The organism is Pantoea sp. paga, assembly GCF_007558755.1.
GTDB classification, from domain to species: Bacteria; Pseudomonadota; Gammaproteobacteria; order Enterobacterales; family Enterobacteriaceae; genus Pantoea; species Pantoea agglomerans.
The window spans coordinates 148,736-165,851 of record NZ_VLTF01000004.1; the positions used below are offsets into that span (position 1 = coordinate 148,736).

At 53.5% G+C, this 17,116-nt stretch carries 17 protein-coding genes, 1 tRNA gene and 1 pseudogene; 10 read left to right on the forward strand and 9 right to left on the reverse strand.

Going from position 1 to position 17,116, the window contains the following annotated elements:
- Positions 1-81: 81 nt before the first annotated feature.
- The 4 genes and pseudogenes from FOV68_RS13325 (at position 82) to FOV68_RS24410 (ending at position 1,668) form a co-directional block, all read left to right on the forward strand.
- Positions 82-537 (forward strand): STM2901 family protein, encoded by a 456-nt coding sequence (locus tag FOV68_RS13325; protein ID WP_050679865.1) that lies wholly within the window; start codon positions 82-84, stop codon positions 535-537.
- Positions 534-857: a DUF1493 family protein gene (locus FOV68_RS13330; protein WP_143991048.1), complete on the forward strand. Its 324-nt coding sequence runs from the start codon at positions 534-536 to the stop codon at positions 855-857. The genes FOV68_RS13325 and FOV68_RS13330 overlap by 4 nt, the downstream gene beginning before the upstream one ends.
- Positions 858-975: 118 nt before the next feature.
- A pseudogene (locus tag FOV68_RS24405) lies at positions 976-1,155 on the forward strand (phage tail protein); the annotation flags it as partial.
- Between the two features lie 219 nt (positions 1,156-1,374).
- The gene (locus FOV68_RS24410; RefSeq protein ID WP_255473690.1) at positions 1,375-1,668 is read left to right on the forward strand and encodes a hypothetical protein; all 294 of its coding nucleotides are present in this window, start codon (positions 1,375-1,377) and stop codon (positions 1,666-1,668) included.
- A 725-nt stretch (positions 1,669-2,393) separates the two neighbouring features.
- Here the strand turns inward: FOV68_RS24410 and FOV68_RS13340 are convergent.
- The 3 genes from FOV68_RS13340 to FOV68_RS13350 all read right to left on the reverse strand — a co-directional run bounded on the left by FOV68_RS13340 (position 2,394) and on the right by FOV68_RS13350 (position 4,400).
- Positions 2,394-3,020, reverse strand: coding sequence for a DUF6338 family protein (locus FOV68_RS13340; protein ID WP_143991049.1), 627 nt, complete (start codon positions 3,018-3,020; stop codon positions 2,394-2,396).
- 310 nt (positions 3,021-3,330) lie between these two features.
- Positions 3,331-3,406: transfer RNA gene (locus tag FOV68_RS13345), tRNA-Ile, on the reverse strand.
- A 202-nt stretch (positions 3,407-3,608) separates the two neighbouring features.
- Positions 3,609-4,400: an SDR family oxidoreductase gene (locus FOV68_RS13350; RefSeq protein WP_143789733.1), complete on the reverse strand. Its 792-nt coding sequence runs from the start codon at positions 4,398-4,400 to the stop codon at positions 3,609-3,611.
- 138 nt (positions 4,401-4,538) lie between these two features.
- Here FOV68_RS13350 and FOV68_RS13355 point away from each other — a divergent pair, with 138 nt between their 5' ends.
- Together FOV68_RS13355 and mug are read left to right on the forward strand one after the other, a co-directional pair.
- The gene (locus FOV68_RS13355; RefSeq protein ID WP_115387173.1) at positions 4,539-5,123 is read left to right on the forward strand and encodes a TetR/AcrR family transcriptional regulator; all 585 of its coding nucleotides are present in this window, start codon (positions 4,539-4,541) and stop codon (positions 5,121-5,123) included.
- The gene (gene mug / locus FOV68_RS13360; protein WP_143991050.1) at positions 5,120-5,638 is read left to right on the forward strand and encodes a G/U mismatch-specific DNA glycosylase; all 519 of its coding nucleotides are present in this window, start codon (positions 5,120-5,122) and stop codon (positions 5,636-5,638) included. Before FOV68_RS13355 ends, mug begins: the two co-directional genes overlap by 4 nt.
- Positions 5,639-5,712: 74 nt before the next feature.
- On the opposite strand, the gene rpoD is transcribed toward mug, so the two are convergent.
- The 3 genes from rpoD to rpsU form a co-directional block, all read right to left on the reverse strand.
- Positions 5,713-7,554, reverse strand: coding sequence for an RNA polymerase sigma factor RpoD (rpoD, locus tag FOV68_RS13365; RefSeq protein ID WP_010699749.1), 1,842 nt, complete (start codon positions 7,552-7,554; stop codon positions 5,713-5,715).
- A gap of 439 nt (positions 7,555-7,993) precedes the next feature.
- Positions 7,994-9,739, reverse strand: coding sequence for a DNA primase (gene dnaG, locus FOV68_RS13370; protein WP_031590890.1), 1,746 nt, complete (start codon positions 9,737-9,739; stop codon positions 7,994-7,996).
- A 118-nt stretch (positions 9,740-9,857) separates the two neighbouring features.
- Positions 9,858-10,073 carry a 30S ribosomal protein S21 gene (rpsU, locus tag FOV68_RS13375; protein WP_001144069.1) on the reverse strand — a complete coding sequence of 72 codons (216 nt, stop codon included), beginning with the start codon at positions 10,071-10,073 and terminating at the stop codon, positions 9,858-9,860.
- 278 nt (positions 10,074-10,351) lie between these two features.
- On the opposite strand from rpsU, the gene tsaD reads away from it, so the two are divergent.
- Positions 10,352-11,365: a tRNA (adenosine(37)-N6)-threonylcarbamoyltransferase complex transferase subunit TsaD gene (tsaD, locus tag FOV68_RS13380; RefSeq protein WP_010249066.1), complete on the forward strand. Its 1,014-nt coding sequence runs from the start codon at positions 10,352-10,354 to the stop codon at positions 11,363-11,365.
- A gap of 29 nt (positions 11,366-11,394) precedes the next feature.
- On the opposite strand, the gene plsY is transcribed toward tsaD, so the two are convergent.
- Positions 11,395-12,000 (reverse strand): glycerol-3-phosphate 1-O-acyltransferase PlsY, encoded by a 606-nt coding sequence (gene plsY / locus FOV68_RS13385; RefSeq protein ID WP_010249063.1) that lies wholly within the window; start codon positions 11,998-12,000, stop codon positions 11,395-11,397.
- A 108-nt stretch (positions 12,001-12,108) separates the two neighbouring features.
- On the opposite strand from plsY, the gene folB reads away from it, so the two are divergent.
- Both folB and bacA read left to right on the forward strand, forming a co-directional pair.
- Positions 12,109-12,468, forward strand: coding sequence for a bifunctional dihydroneopterin aldolase/7,8-dihydroneopterin epimerase (gene folB / locus FOV68_RS13390; RefSeq protein WP_010249061.1), 360 nt, complete (start codon positions 12,109-12,111; stop codon positions 12,466-12,468).
- Positions 12,469-12,659: 191 nt separating this feature from the next.
- On the forward strand, positions 12,660-13,478 hold the full coding sequence (gene bacA, locus FOV68_RS13395; RefSeq protein ID WP_031590888.1) for an undecaprenyl-diphosphate phosphatase: 819 nt from the start codon (positions 12,660-12,662) through the stop codon (positions 13,476-13,478).
- A 15-nt stretch (positions 13,479-13,493) separates the two neighbouring features.
- Here the strand turns inward: bacA and FOV68_RS13400 are convergent, their stop codons facing one another.
- Positions 13,494-14,726, reverse strand: coding sequence for a multifunctional CCA addition/repair protein (locus tag FOV68_RS13400; protein ID WP_031590887.1), 1,233 nt, complete (start codon positions 14,724-14,726; stop codon positions 13,494-13,496).
- Between the two features lie 158 nt (positions 14,727-14,884).
- Positions 14,885-15,505: a TIGR04211 family SH3 domain-containing protein gene (locus tag FOV68_RS13405; protein ID WP_008925741.1), complete on the reverse strand. Its 621-nt coding sequence runs from the start codon at positions 15,503-15,505 to the stop codon at positions 14,885-14,887.
- A gap of 272 nt (positions 15,506-15,777) precedes the next feature.
- Here FOV68_RS13405 and FOV68_RS13410 point away from each other — a divergent pair, with 272 nt between their 5' ends.
- Entirely contained in the window at positions 15,778-17,088 is a 1,311-nt protein-coding gene (locus FOV68_RS13410; protein WP_033769845.1) for an inorganic triphosphatase, read from the forward strand.
- The last annotated feature ends 28 nt before the right edge of the window (positions 17,089-17,116 follow it).

A 17,116-nucleotide genomic window follows, 5' to 3' on the forward strand; every position in this document is an offset into this window, starting at 1 on the left:
AAGCGGTAACGGATTAACAAGCTGTCGCGCAGATGTTAGAGTTAAAATTTGTTGACCATCCAATGAGAGGGATCTGAGACGATGGATACGACTGAGCAACTGAACGGAACCTATTTTTACCACGGCGTGCCGAACCTGACACCGCAGGAATTATTATTCTGGGTGCTGCTTGATGAAACCCAGAAACAGTTGGGCGTGCAGGATATTGTAGCCGTTGCAAACATCATTCTCGGTAACAATAATATTGACGTGCCGGGGAAACCGCTCACGTCAACGCCAGGCACGTCGGTTGTGTCACTCTTTTTCCGCAGGCATATGTCCTATAAATTCCGGCGGCGCATTCTTCCAACTCTGACCTTAAAATCCTTCAGTCTGCGCGGGCTGAAAATTTTCTGGGTGAATAATCTGGGAGCCTTTGTGGGCAGGGCCGTGCCGGTTGTAGGGTGGGTTATCCTGGCAAATGATGTTGCGCAAATCAGTTTTCGCACCGTACATCGCTATAACATGATTGTGAGGCCGGAGGATAAAATCTGGTGAATGATATGACGACTACTCCTGACCTGGTGCGCAAATATATCCTGCGCGAACTGCCGCTGGTAACCACGCTTCTTTTAAAAAAGATTGAAATCGGTGACGATGATGTTTTGCAGGAACTTTTTGAAGCAGAAGATATTGCAGAGGTATCGGAGAAATTTTTTCGTGATTTTAACGTACAGCCAGCAGCTTTTACGCTCGCCACTTATTTCCCCTGGAAAACCCGTTCTTTTTTCACGCGCGCGCCAGTAAAGCAGGGTAAAGCCCCCCTGACTATACGCATGTTTATTGAGTCAGCTGTTGCCGGTCGCTGGCTCTTTTAGTCACTGTCTGCGGGCAGCAGGTTTGTCTGTTGTGTCAGCTGCCACACAGTGACAACAGCATGATTTCCCTTCCCTAAAATCTGACCATCGCGGAACCCCTTCACAGGAGAACCGCCACATGTCACAGGATTATCACCACGGCATGCGCGTTGCGGAAATCAACGAAAGCACGCGAACCATCAACACCGTTAGCACCGCGATTGTCGGGCTGGTCTGTACCGGCGACGACGCGGCCACTTTTCGACTAAACCGCCCGGTACTGTTAACCGACATACTCACCGTCTGCGGCAAGGTCGGATACTGGGAGCGCCAGACCGATCAGGCCATTCGTGAAACGTCCATGAGCCGGGAAGTTAAAGCCGATATGGAAACGCGTGATCTGGTCAGCAGGGAAACGACAGTCAAAGCCACGGACAGGACCACTGTGATCGGAACGGCGTCACTGATGGCCGGAGCAATTCAGCACGTAACTACCGGCAGTTACAGCGTGGCTGCATAGCAGAATCAGCTGATTACAGTGGGCGGCAATGCGGAAACGGACGTCACCGTCACCGTCAGCGTGACGATAAATGTTGGTCAGGCACTGACTGAAAAAATTGGCCAGCTGCGCCAGAGTATTGCCGGGGCGCGTCAGGAAATTATCGCGCCGGTGGGGTGGATAGGTTCAGCAAAGATTAATGTGGCCCAGCTGATGCTCGATACCGTGGCGATTATGCAGCCGCTGGCTGACCAGCTATACGTACCCCTCAACCGGCCAGCCCACGAACAGCAGTGCCATCGCACAGAGTGGCCAGCAGGCCGCCGCGCTTAGTACGAAATACTCACCCGTCATCGGCAAGTAAGCCAGCCAGCAAGCAGCGAGTTTTTTATTGCCCGTCACCAGAACGCCTCAGACGCACGATGCGCCACGCAAAGGCGCGCCCATCAGCAAGTCAACCATAAACAGATCATCCGCACAGCGCGGCACTGGCTGCGCGTCAGCACGGCAAAATAATCGTCCGGCAGACAAAATCGGCGCTACACCGCACCCGCCTGCAGGTTTTGGATCATAAAAATTTTTCAGTTTTATTTTTCTTCAAACCACATTGCTTGACCGCGTCATTGTTGGCGGCTTTGCGGAAAACCAAAACTGAAAAGATTGAAAAGAATTTCAGTACTTTTCAGTTTTCGAGGATCTAATACATGGCGGTGATTTTTCTAATTAACTGATAATTAATGGGAATTTTTATTTATGCGATGTGTGAGGATCTAACTGCTCGGAAGTAAGGGATAACTTAAAAAGCCCGCTCAACCAGTTGGTTTGCGGGCTGTGCAGTATTGTAAGATTCGTTGTTGACTGAAATAATTCAACTAACTATTGGCTAACATTTGAATTAACGCTTCTTAGGAGGTGGGGAAACCTGTTGTGTCTGTTGAGTTTGGCTAGGAGGTTGATACCCGTTATTTTGCTGGTTTGGTCTACTAGTTGGTTGGTTACCCTTGTTCACAGGTTGCCAGCCGTCATTTGCAAACCCTGGTTTGCTGACTGGTTTTTCTTCAGGCATCTTTCGTCTCTCTATTGCTGGTTGTAGGTTCTTGCAACTTAATAAACTCAACACTTTCTATTTCATTAGTCAATATGATAATGCCTAATGTATCGGTCAGTTCATGATCGAAGTCGCCATTGTTATCCAAAGCCCAATTTTTTTCTAAGTAGAGTTGTTCTGGTTCCGGCCTACTTGATGCAAAAGAGTTATAGCTATATAAGCCGCCATATTTTTTCCCATTTTTGAGTGTTACTAAAACCCAGCAGCATTGGTTCGTTGAGAAAAAATAGTCCCAAGCACGTCCCATAGGATGAGGGAGTATCTGCCTAATTCGATTGCTTTGTCGAATCATCAGCAGGAGTATGGGTAAAAAAACGGGAACAATAATTAGAACTAAGAAATAAAAAATATAATACCAGAATGGATGTGAATCGATAATCTTATTTGTTTCAATTAAGTAAATGGGTATTAGCAAAAATGAGTAGTTAATGCAACTATATGAAACTACGTCGATTAATATTTTTGATGTGTCATTATCTGCGGCTGGATGAAAAAGCCGATAAACTCTCATGCTGATAAAACCGGGCATAATAAAAAGTACGAATAAAAGTAATTTACCTTTTTCAAGTACGTCCACAGTCATTCCTTCAGTGTGTGAAAATCATTGAATGGCTAAAAGTAAGAATTATAGCTTTGCATCGTAGGTCCTGACATCAATAATCTGCTTATTTTTTAAACAATACCAGTAAGTTTCTGCAGGTGTTAATACCCCTCTTTACATTCTTTGCACTTGGTGAGGGGCATGTAAATTCCTTTTTGCGTGTCTGAGCCGCGATTCATTGCCTAGTCAGGGGATTGTGGGGGGACAAAAAGGGGCATTGACCTTAGTAATAAAAAAGCCACTTAGCGTTTAAGTGGCTTAATTATATGATTTTAAATCTAAAATTTGGTGGCCCCTGCTGGGCTTGAACCAGCGACCAAGCGATTATGAGTCGCCTGCTCTAACCACTGAGCTAAGGGGCCAGCGGAGCGGGGATTATAAAGTATCTCTTCAGGGCAATCCAGCACTCAGCCACCGGTTGCTGAAATAAGCAGCAGTGATTTACCTGCTGATTTCTATAACAAATCTGGCGAACCGCGATCCTGAAGTCGCAAACAGGCACGGATCATGCTTCTCCGTGCCTTTAGTGAAACCGGACTTCAGTCGTTATGGCTGACGGCTGACTCAGCGCTGACGATAACGTGATGCTGATTGATTCCGCGAAAGGTGGGGAACCATTGTGCCACGTGCCTGATCGTAGTCGTGCCACATCTGCAGATCTTCCAGCGCCGGAATGGTTACCGTCTCCTTGCTGTCGAGTCCGGCAAGCGCGGCGTCCACCATCTCATCAACGTCCATCAGCATTTCAGCCGGAATGTCATTAATAGACTGGCCTGCGCGGTCGAAAATCTCCGTACGGGTCGCACCGGGCAACACCGCCTGTACCTGCACGCCGCTCTCTGCAAGTTCACGCTGCATCGCACGCGTCAGAGTCAGTACGTAAGACTTAGTGGCGTTATAAGCGCCGTTGAACATCTCGTGCACCAGTGACAGCACTGAGGCGATATTGATAATGATGCCATTTCCGCGCGCTTTGAAAGCCCGGCCAGCTGCCTGTGCCAGACGGGTGGGTGCCAGAATATTTAACGCCAGCATGGTGTTTATGCGTGTGATGTCCGCCTCCAGAAACTCACCCTCAACGCCCATGCCCGCGTTGTTCAGCAGCAGCGTAATCTGTGCGTTGTTCGCGAGTTCCGACTCCACGCGTTGCAGATCCTGCTCGTGCGTTAAGTCAGCCGCCATAACCGTCACCCGAATATCGTGCTGCTTTGCCAGTGCGTCAGCCAGGGTGGTGAGCCGCCCCTGATCGCGCGCGACCAGAATCAAATCATAACCGCGTGCTGCCAGTCGTTTTGCATAGGTCGCACCGATACCGCTGGATGCGCCGGTGATTAAAGCTGTGCCTGATTGTGACATCTCTTTTTCCTCGTATGATGGTCGTCATAATAGCCATCAATATGACGATCATCATATCTGTCGTCAAGCTGGAATATGATGACCGTAATAATTACTATAATAGCCAGACGCTACGTAGCAGATACCGCAGGAGATGAAATGGAGAAGCAGAGCAGCAAAGCGCATACGCGGCGGCGTATCCTTGATGAGGCGGCGCGCGTGATGCGTGAAACCGGCACCGAAGGAATTGGTGTAGCGGCGCTGATGAAGCGGGTCGGGCTGACACACGGCGGTTTTTATGCGCATTTTACCTCACGCGAGGAGCTGGTTGAGGAGGTGCTGAAGCATATGTTTGCTGAAGCCGATACCTTAAAGCCCGCGGAGTCCGTGACCCAGCCAGCGCAACAGCTGGCAGATTTTATTGATAGCTATCTTTCCGAGGCGCATCGCAATGCACCAGCGCAGGGCTGTCCATTAGCCGCTCTGGTGAGTGAAGTAGCTCATCTTCCACAGCCAACGCGGCAGATCTTCGCACAGGGCTTTAATGCGATGCACGCCGGTCTGATGCAGATATTGCTTGGGCTGAGGCTGCCGGATGCGGAAGCGCTGGCCTCCAGCATGCTGGCAGAGATGGTTGGCGCGCTGGCGCTGGCGCGAGCCTGTCCGGATGCAGAGCAGGCCAGCCAGATGCTGCAACGCAGTCGCGATGCGCTGAAGCAGCGCACGCTGGAGGTGGCGGCATGAGTGAACACGCTATCCGCGACATCATCACCTCCGGTCTTGATGTGCTGTTCTGTGGCATTAACCCGGGTCAGTCAACCGCCCATCAGGGGTTCCACTTCGCGCATCCCGGCAACCGGTTCTGGAAAGTGATCTATCTGGCCGGATTCACCCAGCAGCAGCTGAAGCCGGAAGAGGAGCAGCGCTTAACGGAGACCGGCTGCGGCATCACCATGCTGGTTGAGCGGCCCACGGTACAGGCGAGTGAATTAGCGCCTGATGAGCTGCGCGATGGCGGCAAACGGCTGATGGAAAAGGTGCTGGATTACCAGCCAGCAGCGCTGGCGATTCTGGGTAAGGATGCGTTTCGTCGTGCTTTTAAACAGGGCAAAGTCGAATGGGGCAAACAGCCGATATGTATGGGGAAAACGCAGGTGTGGGTGTTGCCGAATCCCAGCGGCCTTAATCGCGCATCTCTGGATGAGATGGTAGAGGCGTATCGTCAGCTCTATGTTGAACTGCATGCGGGGAACGAATGAATCTGCGCAGGGCAGGGGAGAGGCAGTAACAGGCAGGCATAAAAAACCCCGGCGAACCGGGGTTTTTGTCTGACTTAATCGTCGAGGAAGCTGCGCAGCACTTCCGAACGGCTCGGATGGCGCAGTTTACGCAGAGCTTTGGCTTCAATCTGACGAATACGCTCACGCGTAACGTCGAACTGTTTGCCCACTTCTTCCAGCGTATGGTCAGTGTTCATATCGATACCGAAACGCATGCGCAGCACTTTCGCTTCGCGCGCGGTCAGGCCAGCCAGCACGTCATGGGTCGCAGAACGCAGGCTCTCTGAGGTAGCAGAATCCAGCGGCAGCTCCAGCGTGGTGTCTTCGATAAAATCGCCCAGATGTGAATCTTCATCATCACCAATCGGCGTCTCCATAGAGATCGGCTCTTTAGCGATTTTCAGCACCTTGCGGATTTTATCTTCTGGCATCAGCATACGTTCGGCCAGCTCTTCCGGCGTGGGTTCGCGGCCCATCTCCTGCAGCATCTGGCGTGAAATACGGTTGAGCTTGTTGATGGTCTCAATCATATGCACCGGAATACGGATGGTACGCGCCTGGTCGGCGATAGAGCGGGTGATAGCCTGACGGATCCACCATGTCGCATAGGTCGAGAACTTGTAACCACGGCGATATTCAAACTTATCTACCGCTTTCATCAGGCCGATATTACCTTCCTGAATCAGGTCAAGGAACTGCAGACCGCGGTTGGTATATTTCTTGGCAATCGAAATAACCAGACGCAGGTTAGCTTCCACCATCTCTTTCTTGGCGCGACGTGCTTTGGCTTCACCGATCGACATGCGACGGTTAATGTCTTTGACCTGTTCAATGGTCAGACCGGTCTCTTCTTCAACCTGCGCCAGTTTCTGCAGGGAACGTGTCACGTCATCCTGCACTTCCAGCAGCTTTTCAGACCACGGCTTGTTCATGGCCAGTGCGGCTTTGAACCAGGTTTCATTGGTTTCGTTGCCGGTAAACAGCGTGATGAAGTTTTTCTTCGGCATTTTGCACAGCTCAATACAGAGCTTCATGATCAGACGTTCCTGCGTACGGACGCGTTCCATCATGGTGCGCATGCTGCCTACCAGGTAATCGAACTGCTTCGGTACCAGGCGGAACTGCTTGAAGACATCAGAGAGGTTCTGGATTTCAGCAACGGCGGCAGCATGACTGCGACCTTTGCTTTTAATCACTGCGCGGGTAGTTTCATATTGCTTACGCAGGTCAGAAAACTTCTCGCGCGCCAGTTCCGGATCGATTGAGTTATCGTCGTCGGAGCTGTCATCATCCTCCTCATCTTCTTCTTCATCGTCCTTACGATCGGCTTCAGAAAGTTCAGAGCCCACGTGCGTTGCCGTTGGGGCGATATCTTCTTCTGCGTTAGGATCGACGAAACCGGTGATCAGATCGGAGAGGCGTGATTCGCCTGCTTCAACTTTGTCGTACTGATCAAGAAGATACGTAATCGCTTCAGGGTATTCGGCTACAGAACACTGAACCTGGTTGATACCGTCTTCAATACGCTTAGCGATGTCAATTTCGCCTTCGCGCGTCAGCAGTTCAACGGTACCCATTTCGCGCATATACATGCGGACCGGGTCAGTGGTACGCCCGATTTCAGATTCAACGCTGGATAACACCTGAGCGGCAGCTTCCGCGGCATCTTCGTCAGTATCGGAGCTGTTTTCGTTCAGCATCAGATCGTCGGCATCCGGGGCTTCTTCAACCACCTGAATACCCATGTCGTTAATCATCTGGATGATGTCTTCGATCTGATCTGAGTCGACGATATCTTCCGGCAGATGGTCATTGACCTCAGCATAGGTCAGATAGCCTTGCTCCTTACCACGGGTGACAAGAAGCTTGAGCTGTGACTGCGGGTTTTGCTCCATAAGACGGTATCCACACTTCTGTTAAATTAGATTGGTGTCGGTCGGCAGCGAGCCAACAATAGCAGTAAAGGCATTTAATTCTTGCCGCTGCCTTCGTCGCGGCGTGGGCTTTGCCCATCAGTATTCGGCACTTAAGCCGCTTGTATAAACTCTGTGCTAAGGGCCTGGCTTACTTGCCATTCTTGTCCCCGGCAGTGCTCGCTTTCCTCACGTACTTCAGTACGCTCCGGAAGCGGTGCGCTGGCGGTGACCAGACTGGCTTTGACGCCTGCGGCCTTTAAATTTTGTGCTGCTGGCCTGGCTCTACGCCAGAGGCCTTTAAACCTGGTACTGCGGGCCATTTCGATCCCGGACTGTTCACGGTAGTGAAACAGCTGGCAGCACTAAAACAGGCAATCTGCCCTTTCCTCTGTCAGAACGGGCAGCGTGCTGAAAACAGTTACTTTCTGGCAAACGCCTGACTGAGAGTCCAGAGTTCCCGGCGCTCATCGGCGCTCAGTCCCTGGGTGCGTTCACGCGCAATCAAAAACTCCAGGCGCTCTTCAAGAGCAGAGTCGTAGATGCTGGCCAGCGAGTCCTGAAACACCGCTTCGGCTTCCTCATCTACTATCATGTGGTTCCAGATCGCCAGTGTTTCAAGCGTCTGACTAAAATTTGTTCCGCGATATAACTCTAGTAGCTGACCGGTGGTCAATCCAGGATTCTCATTACAACGGCCCACTAATTCAATAAATAGCGGTAAACCCGGCATTTTTGACTCAGACAGCCCATCAAGCGAAGGCACCAGGGTGGCCAGCTGCGGACTCTGAATCAGCAACGCGATCAGCACGCGCATAGTGGTACGCTTCAGCGGTGGCGCTACCGGCGTCGTTCCGCTTGCGGCCAGCTTCGGCATCAGCTTTTCAAGCTGATTGTCGTCAAGAATACCCAGCTTATTCCCCAGTTCCTGACGCATATAAATTCGTAAGGTCTCACCAGGGATCTGTGTAATCAGCGGTAAAGCCAGCGTGCTCAGGCGCGCCTTTCCGTCGCGTGAGCTCAGATCCACCTGCGGCAGCAGGCTATCAAATAAAAACGAAGAGAGCGGCATCGCCTGCTCCATCCTCGCTTCAAAGGCGTCTTTACCCTCTTTGCGTACCAGCGTATCCGGGTCTTCCCCATCAGGTAAAAACATAAAGCGTAGCTGACGACCATCATTCATGTAAGGCAATGCGGTTTCAAGCGCACGCCATGCCGCTTCACGACCAGCCCTGTCGCCGTCGTAACAGCAGATCACGGTGTCGGTACTGCGAAACAGCAACTGAATGTGTTCAGCAGTGGTGGAGGTGCCTAATGACGCAACGGCATAATCTATCCCGTACTGCGCCAGCGCAACCACGTCCATGTATCCCTCAACCACTAACAGGCGGGCGGGTTCAGGATGGTTCTTAACGGCTTCATAGAGGCCATAGAGCTGGCGGCCTTTATGGAAAATAGGTGTTTCCGGCGAGTTCAGATACTTCGGCGTATCGTTACCCAGCACGCGTCCGCCAAAACCTATGACGCGTCCACGCTTATCGCGGATCGGAAACATGACGCGGTCGCGAAACCGGTCATAAGTACGGCCTTTGTCATTGCTGACCAGCATGCCCGCTTCCATCAATGACTCGCGATCTTCCGATTGCTTACCAAAACGCTTGAGAACGTTATCCCAGCCGGCTGGCGCGTAACCTATGGCGAAGTGATTGATGATTTCGGCGCTCAGACCACGACGATCAAGATAGTCGCGTGCTGGCTGCGCACTGGATTGCTGCAGACCCTGCTGATAAAAACCGTTCAGGTTCTCCATCAGCTGATACAGGCTCTGGCGCTGATGGCGTTCCATCTGGCTGGGCCCGTTGCCTGCTTCATAAGGCACGTCTAAACCGTGGGAAGTGGCTAACTCTTCGATACTTTCCACAAACTCCAGACGATCAAAGTTCATTAAAAAGTCGATAGCGTTGCCGTGTGCACCACAGCCGAAACAGTGATAGAACTGCTTTTCGCCGTTTACAGTGAAAGAGGGCGTTTTTTCATTATGGAAAGGACAGCACGCATGGAAATTCTTACCCTGCTTTTTCAGCTTAACGCGGGCATCGATAAGATCCACGATATCCGTGCGGGCAAGTAAATCGTTGATAAATACGCGTGGAATTCGTCCAGCCATACGCCCCAGATTTTCAGCTCATAAACGGCAACAAGCCGCGCTTCCTTTCGGAAAGCACGGCCTTTTACTTGACTCTGTCTGCGTGAATCACGCGGTGGAGGCGGACCTCCGGAACGACTTAGTACAGACGAGTGCGGCGTGCGTTTTCGCGAGCCAGTTTCTTGGCGTGACGCTTAACTGCTGACGCTTTAGCGCGCTTACGTTCGGTAGTCGGTTTTTCATAGAACTCACGACGACGAACTTCAGCCAGAACGCCTGCTTTCTCGCATGAACGCTTGAAGCGACGCAGTGCTACGTCAAATGGCTCGTTTTCACGTACTTTAATTACCGGCATGTAACTCTCACCTCGATAAAATTCGGTTTTTGCTGCTGACTGCGGCGCCAGCACATTTCAAAATGGTGCAGCATTTTACTCCAACTCAAGTTGGTTTGTAAAGCACCATGGATAATTTGAAACCAACAGGAGCGTTTGCCTGTGCGGCTGCCGGTTTTTCCAGGGGCGGGAGTATAGCGCACTCTTTAGCCGACAGAAAATGACTTTTTACGGTGGATGCCCGCGCTGCACATCCAATTGCTGTGATAAACTGCGCGCCGCAAGAATGAGGTGATGCAATGCGAATTCTGGGTATTGAAACGTCGTGCGATGAAACCGGCATCGCAATCTATGATGACGAGGCCGGATTACTGGCTAACCAACTCTACAGCCAGGTAAAACTGCACGCCGATTATGGCGGTGTGGTGCCGGAACTGGCCTCACGTGATCACGTGCGTAAAACCGTGCCGTTGATTCAGGCTGCGCTGAAAGAGGCCGGTCTGGAGCCGCAGCAGATCGACGCGGTGGCTTACACGGCAGGCCCTGGACTGGTCGGTGCGCTGCTGGTTGGTGCCACCATTGGCCGCGCCCTGGCGTTTGCCTGGAAAGTCCCCGCCGTGCCGGTCCACCATATGGAAGGCCACCTGCTGGCGCCAATGCTGGAAGAGAATCCGCCGGAATTTCCGTTTGTCGCACTCCTGGTGTCGGGCGGACATACGCAGCTGATTAGCGTCACCGGCATTGGTGAATACGCGCTGCTGGGTGAATCGATCGATGATGCCGCGGGTGAAGCGTTCGACAAAACGGCCAAGCTGCTTGGGCTGGATTATCCGGGCGGGCCAATGCTGTCTAAGATGGCGCAGCAGGGCACGGCGGGACGTTTTACCTTCCCGCGTCCGATGACCGATCGTCCGGGCCTGGATTTCAGCTTCTCCGGCCTGAAAACCTTTGCCGCCAATACCATCCGCGCCAATGATGATGACGCTCAGACCCGTGCTGACATCGCCCGCGCCTTTGAAGACGCGGTGGTGGATACGCTGTCGATCAAATGTAAGCGTGCGCTGGATCAGACCGGCTTTAAGCGTCTGGTGATTGCCGGTGGCGTCAGCGCTAACCGCACACTGCGCGAGCAGATGGCGATCATGATGCAAAAGCGCGGCGGCGAAGTGTTCTACGCCCGCCCGGAGTTCTGTACCGATAACGGTGCGATGATCGCGTATGCGGGCATGGTGCGGTTAAAAGGCGGAACGCGGGGAGAGTTAAGCGTCAGCGTGCGACCGCGCTGGCCGCTGGCGGAACTGCCCGCCATCTGATGTGAAAAAAGCCGGCTTGCCGGCTTTTTTTATGGCTGAGATTTCTTTTTGCGCTTCCAGATTTTGCCTTCCTGACCCCGCCACAGCCGCTGAATATTATCGTGATGACGCAGCAGGATCAGACAGGAGAGCATAGAAACCGGGAAGGTGAACTGCGGTTTGAACCACCACACATAAAAAGGCGCGATCAGCGCGCTGACGATGGCACCCAGCGAGGAATAGCCGCTGAGTAAGACCGTTAACAGCCAGGTGCCGGTGACCAGCCCGGTTAAGTCCCAGCCAATCGGCGCAATCGCGCCAAATGCCGTCGCCACACCCTTGCCACCGCGAAAGTGAAAGAATACCGGATAGATATGACCCAGACAGGCGGCGATGGCGGTCAGGCCGAGATAGAGCGGAGTCACATGCATCAGATAGGCCAGCCAGACCGGCACCATCCCTTTCAGCACATCAAACACTAATACGCTGGCTGCTGCGGTTTTACCGCCCAGACGCAGGACGTTGGTGGCACCCGGATTGCCGGAACCGTGTGTGCGCGGATCGGGCAGGCCAGCGAGTTTGCAAACCAGAATCGCACTGGAAATCGAACCGCAAAGATACGCGAAAATAATCATACCAAGCGCGAAAGCACTCATAACACCGTACCGTTCCCTTTAGGGTCGTTTTGATCTCTTTAACCGTGGATAATACGCATAATCAGCCGGAAGTGGTATCCGGCTTAGCCAAAAACAGAGACTCTCATCATGGATATCGTATTTATAGAACAACTCACGGTTTTCACCACCATTGGCGTTTACGACTGGGAACAGGGCATACAGCAGAAGCTGGTGCTCGATGTCGAAATGGCCTGGGATAACCGTCTGGCGGCCAGCAGCGACGATGTGAAAGATTGTCTCAGCTATGCGGATGTCTCCTCGGCGATTCTGACGCATCTTACCGGCAGTCGTTTTGCGCTGGTTGAACGGGTTGCTGAAGAAATCGCGGATCTGTTGATGAACCGTTTCAATTCGCCCGGCGTCCGCATAAAGGTAAGCAAACCGGGGGCTGTAGCCCAGGCAGCACAGGTTGGCGTGCGAATTGAGCGCGGGACTATTCCTAAATAAATACGATGTGATTGCCATCACAATGAAACCAAACCAAATTACTGTCTGTCATAGCGTGTACCGTTTCGTTACAGCAGGCGAAATGGTGTAGACCTTAAGGTTTAATTCAGGCTGATAGCGGCATGATTTCAGGCGATAGCCACGCGCTACCGCCTTTTTAATGGTTTTGAAACGGATAGAGGAAACATTTGATGGCAGATATTCATCAGCTTTGGGTAGCTGCAATCCTGGGCGTTGTGGAAGGGCTGACCGAATTTTTACCGGTCTCTTCCACAGGGCACATGATTATAGTGGGTCACCTGCTGGGCTTTGAGGGTGAAAAAGCCGAGACCTTTGAAGTTGTGATCCAGTTAGGATCGATTCTGGCTGTAGTAGTGATGTTCTGGCGCCGTCTGTTTGGCCTGATCGGCATCCACTTTGGCGAAGTCAAACATGAAGGCGTCGGTACTGGCCGTCTGTCGCTGATCCATATCCTGCTGGGTATGGTACCGGCGGTGGTCGTGGGTCTGGTGCTGCACGATCAGATTAAAACGCTGTTTAATCCGATCAACGTGATGTACGCCCTGGTGGTAGGTGGTGTGCTGCTGCTGGCAGCAGAGTTCCTTAAGCCAAAACAGCCGAAAGCGGTGGGCGTCGATGATATTACCTATCGTCAGGCGTTTATGATTGGCTGTTTCCAGTGCTTAGCGCTGTGGCCGGGCTTCTCACGTTCCGGTGCAACCATCTCCGGTGGCATGCTGATGGGCGTGAGCCGCTATGCCGCGTCTGAGTTCTCCTTCATCCTGGCGGTGCCAATGATGATGGGTGCGACCGTACTGGATATGTACAAGAGCATCGGCTTCCTGACGATGGCGGATTTCCCGATGTTCGCAGTGGGCTTTGTCACGGCGTTTATCGTGGCGCTGATTGCGATTAAAGCCTTCCTTCAGCTGATCAAACGCATCTCGTTTGTTTCGTTCGCGATCTACCGCTTTATTGTGGCAGCCGCGGTTTACATGGTCTTCATGTAAAGCCCACGCAGCCTGCTAGTCAGGCTGCGTAATCGCCAGACCCTGCGCGACGGCGTCAATCCGTCGTCGCGTCAACTCTTCCCGCACTTCTGCACCTTTAAATCCCGCTTCGACCACTGCTTTGGTCGGCACCGCCTGCGCCAGCGCAAAAGCACGACGCAGATAGTCGCCCTGCGGATAAGGCATGCTCTCCAGCCCGGCTCGCCCGCGCGCATCCGCTTCGCTGGTCAGTGCCATCTGCTCAACGCGCTGTGGCTTACGCCAGGCATCGATCCGGTCAAACAGTGCCACCAGTGACGCGGCGGATTGCCGTTCAATGGTGTGCACTACGTCGTGAAATTCGGTCACAATCAGCGCCAGATCGCGAATCGCGTTTGGCACCCGCAGTCGCTGGCACAGCGCCCCGACCAGGGGAACGCCCGCCAGGCCATGACCGTGGTGGCTGGGCCACAACTCAGGCGGCGTCAGAGCCTTGCCGACGTCATGGAACAGCGTGGCGAAGCGCACCTCGATCTCACTGGAGAGGGCGGCGGCCATCGCCAGTGTCATCAGCGTATGGACGCCGGTGTCGATCTCCGGGTGCCACTTAATCGGCGCAGGAATACCAAACAGATTATCCAGCTCAGGAAACAGCACCTGCAACGCACCGCAGTCGCGCAGAACCTGAAAATAGACCTGCGGATTACGGGAGCTCAGCGCCTTTTCCGTCTCTTTCCACACCCGCTCAGCAGTGAGATTCGACAGCTCGCCGCTTTCGGCCATCTGCTGCATCAGCTGCTGGGTTTCGGGGGCAATACGGAAGTTGAGATGGGCAAAACGCGCCGCAAAGCGCGCAACGCGCAGTACCCGCAGCGGATCTTCACTGAAGGCGTCAGAGACGTGACGCAGCAGGCGCAGGGCAATATCACGCTGGCCATTATAAGGATCGACCAGCTCGCCGTTTTCATCCTGCGCAATCGCATTGATGGTCAGATCGCGGCGCTGTAAGTCCTGCTCCAGCGTCACGTCGGGCGCGGACCAGGTGACAAAACCGGTGTAGCCTTTCCCGTTTTTCCGCTCGGTACGTGCCAGCGCATACTCTTCGCGACTGACGGGATGCAGGAAAACGGGAAAATCGCGACCGACCTGGTGATAGCCCTGCTCAAGCATGGCTTCGGGCGTGGAACCTGTCACCACCCAATCTTTGTCTGTAACCGGCAGATTCAGCAGCGCATCACGCACCGCACCGCCAACAAGAAACGTCTTCACGCAAAACTCCAGAGAAAAAGAAATGACCTGCACGCCGGGCGCGTCCCGCGCCTGAAATCAGCGGTGCATATCATTTTATTGTTGCACAGATTCCCCGGATTGCAGACATGCCAAAAGGGGGATCCTGCGATCCCCTGCTCAAATCCGGCTAAATGGTATCAGTTCATCCAGCGATCGCTTTTCTTACGGCGCGGCAGCATGTGCGGCAGTAACAGGCCCAGCAGCAGGCCGACGCCCAGCACGCCGCCGCCATACATAAACCACTGCATGATGATGGTGCGCTGCTTATCATCCAGCTGAACGTTAGCGGCGCTGACTTTCTTCTGCGCGACGATCAGCTCATTTTTCAGCTTCTGATTCTCGCCTTTCAGCCCGTTGATAACGCCGTCGCTGCTGGCGACTTTGTTCTGCATCTCAGCCGTGCGCTGGTTCCAGCTGTTGTCGATGTTATCCAGTTTGGCGGTCAGATCTTTCACCTGCTGCTCAAGCTGAGGCACCCGGGTGCGCAGGCTCGGATTAGCACTGAGCTGCGACAGCGGGATCCAGGTAGTACGGCCTTCCGAATCACGGATCTGGCCATAATGCGTGTCATTGTTGGTCTGTAACAGTTGCACCTCTTCCCCGGCGTTCAGCTTACCGAGCAGGCGAAACTGATCGCCCGGTCCGCTACGAACCCAGGTTGAAAGTTCATCAGAAACATAGCGTTTTTCGTCGGCATGGGCAGGTGCAAGGGTGCTAAGGGCCAGCAAAGTGAGTCCAGCGAGAGTAATTTTTTTCATTCGATTTCGTTTGGCTTAGTCTGACTAAAAATTTACCGGCACAGTCTGGAGAGGCCTCGCATAAATCTGAATGAGAACTATCCTGGTCTCATGAGAGTGCGAAAAGGTCTGCGAAAGAGCAAAGAAAGCAGAGACAGCGCGGCTTCTGTGCATTAATCTTCGCCTGATAACCCCTTGCCCTCCAGGCGACAGCTTGAGTAACCTGCTGATAATCGCCTGAAATATGCAGGAAACACCCTCTTAAGTGCCAGCGGCGTAGTGAATAAAAAATTATGACCATCGAAATCGAACTAAAGTTCATTGCAACTCCACAGGCGGCCGGGAAACTGGCTGAACTGCTCTCCACTCTGCCGCATCAGCATCAGGCTGCTCGCGAGCTGACCAACATCTACTTTGAAACCGACGACAACCAGCTACGACGCTGGAATATGGGATTGCGTATCCGCGGCGTTGACCAGCGTTATGAAATGACGCTGAAAGCGGCGGGGCAGACGCTCGGCGGACTGCATCAGCGCCCGGAATACAACGTTGAGCTCAGCGAACCGGTTCTGGACATTGCACGCCTGCCAGCAGAGATCTGGCCGCAGGGCACTGATGTCGCGGCGCTGCAGCCGCGCTTGCAGCCCCTGTTTACCACTCATTTCCAGCGCGAGATCTGGCTGATCACCACAGGCAACAGTGAAATTGAAGTGGCGTTTGATCAGGGCGAGGTCACGGCAGGTGATCTCAGCGAACCGCTGTGCGAGATCGAGCTGGAGCTGAAACGTGGCGAACGCCAGGATCTGCTGGCCTTCGCACAGCAGCTGGTGGCGCTGGGCGGTCTGCGTATGGGCAGCCTGAGCAAAGCCGCCCGCGGCTATCAGCTGGCGCAGGGTAATCCGCCGCGCCAGATACAGCCTTTCCCGCTGCTGAAAGCGGGTGCCAAAGCCACCGTAGAGCAGGGCATGGTGGCCGCGATGTCGGCAGGACTTCATCACTGGCAATATCATGAAGAAGTCTGGCTGCGCGGCAATGCGGCGGCTCAGGATGCGGTGCGCGAAGCGCTGGATCTGCTGCGTCAGGCGTTCAGCCTGTTTGGTGCGCTGGTGCCGCGTAAAGCCAGCAGTGCGCTGCGTCAGCAGCTGACCACGCTGGAAGAGACGCTGGTGAATGAAGAGCAGGATGCTGCCACTTTCTGCTTATCTTCCCTTTCGGTTGAGACGCAGCTGGCGCTGACACACTGGCTGGCTGAATCTCAGTGGCGTCAGTGGATCGATGCCAAAGGGGAAGCCAAGCTGCAGGGGTCCTATAAACGCTTCAGCGACATTATGCTGAGCCGCGTCAATGCCGATCTGAGAGAAACGTTCATCACGGTAAAACAACCCAACGAGTATCAGGACAAAGCTACCCGTCTGGCGCGTCAATTGCTTACCGTCCACCTGCTGGCGGGATTCTATCCGTCTGAGGCGGTCGTCAGCTGGCTCGACCCGTGGCAACAGCTGCTGTCGGCAATTCATGAAAAACAGACGTCCGGGTTAGCCTGGCTGGCGATGCAGGCGCTGAAACAGCCTCCGTTCTGGCTCACCAGCGGCGCTGGCCGCTAACGGGCATTCCGTCACGCCATCAAGGAGG

What these genes read in the sequence shown, in the direction of transcription:
- FOV68_RS13325 (WP_050679865.1), top strand. Translation starts at nt 82, where the DNA reads ATGGATACGACTGAGCAACTGAACGGAACCTATTTTTACCACGGCGTG.
- FOV68_RS13350 (WP_143789733.1), bottom strand. Translation starts at nt 4,400, where the DNA reads ATGTCACAATCAGGCACAGCTTTAATCACCGGCGCATCCAGCGGTATC.
- FOV68_RS13355 (WP_115387173.1), top strand. Translation starts at nt 4,539, where the DNA reads ATGGAGAAGCAGAGCAGCAAAGCGCATACGCGGCGGCGTATCCTTGAT.
- mug (WP_143991050.1), top strand. Translation starts at nt 5,120, where the DNA reads ATGAGTGAACACGCTATCCGCGACATCATCACCTCCGGTCTTGATGTG.
- rpoD (WP_010699749.1), bottom strand. Translation starts at nt 7,554, where the DNA reads ATGGAGCAAAACCCGCAGTCACAGCTCAAGCTTCTTGTCACCCGTGGT.
- dnaG (WP_031590890.1), bottom strand. Translation starts at nt 9,739, where the DNA reads ATGGCTGGACGAATTCCACGCGTATTTATCAACGATTTACTTGCCCGC.
- rpsU (WP_001144069.1), bottom strand. Translation starts at nt 10,073, where the DNA reads ATGCCGGTAATTAAAGTACGTGAAAACGAGCCATTTGACGTAGCACTG.
- tsaD (WP_010249066.1), top strand. Translation starts at nt 10,352, where the DNA reads ATGCGAATTCTGGGTATTGAAACGTCGTGCGATGAAACCGGCATCGCA.
- plsY (WP_010249063.1), bottom strand. Translation starts at nt 12,000, where the DNA reads ATGAGTGCTTTCGCGCTTGGTATGATTATTTTCGCGTATCTTTGCGGT.
- folB (WP_010249061.1), top strand. Translation starts at nt 12,109, where the DNA reads ATGGATATCGTATTTATAGAACAACTCACGGTTTTCACCACCATTGGC.
- bacA (WP_031590888.1), top strand. Translation starts at nt 12,660, where the DNA reads ATGGCAGATATTCATCAGCTTTGGGTAGCTGCAATCCTGGGCGTTGTG.
- FOV68_RS13405 (WP_008925741.1), bottom strand. Translation starts at nt 15,505, where the DNA reads ATGAAAAAAATTACTCTCGCTGGACTCACTTTGCTGGCCCTTAGCACC.
- FOV68_RS13410 (WP_033769845.1), top strand. Translation starts at nt 15,778, where the DNA reads ATGACCATCGAAATCGAACTAAAGTTCATTGCAACTCCACAGGCGGCC.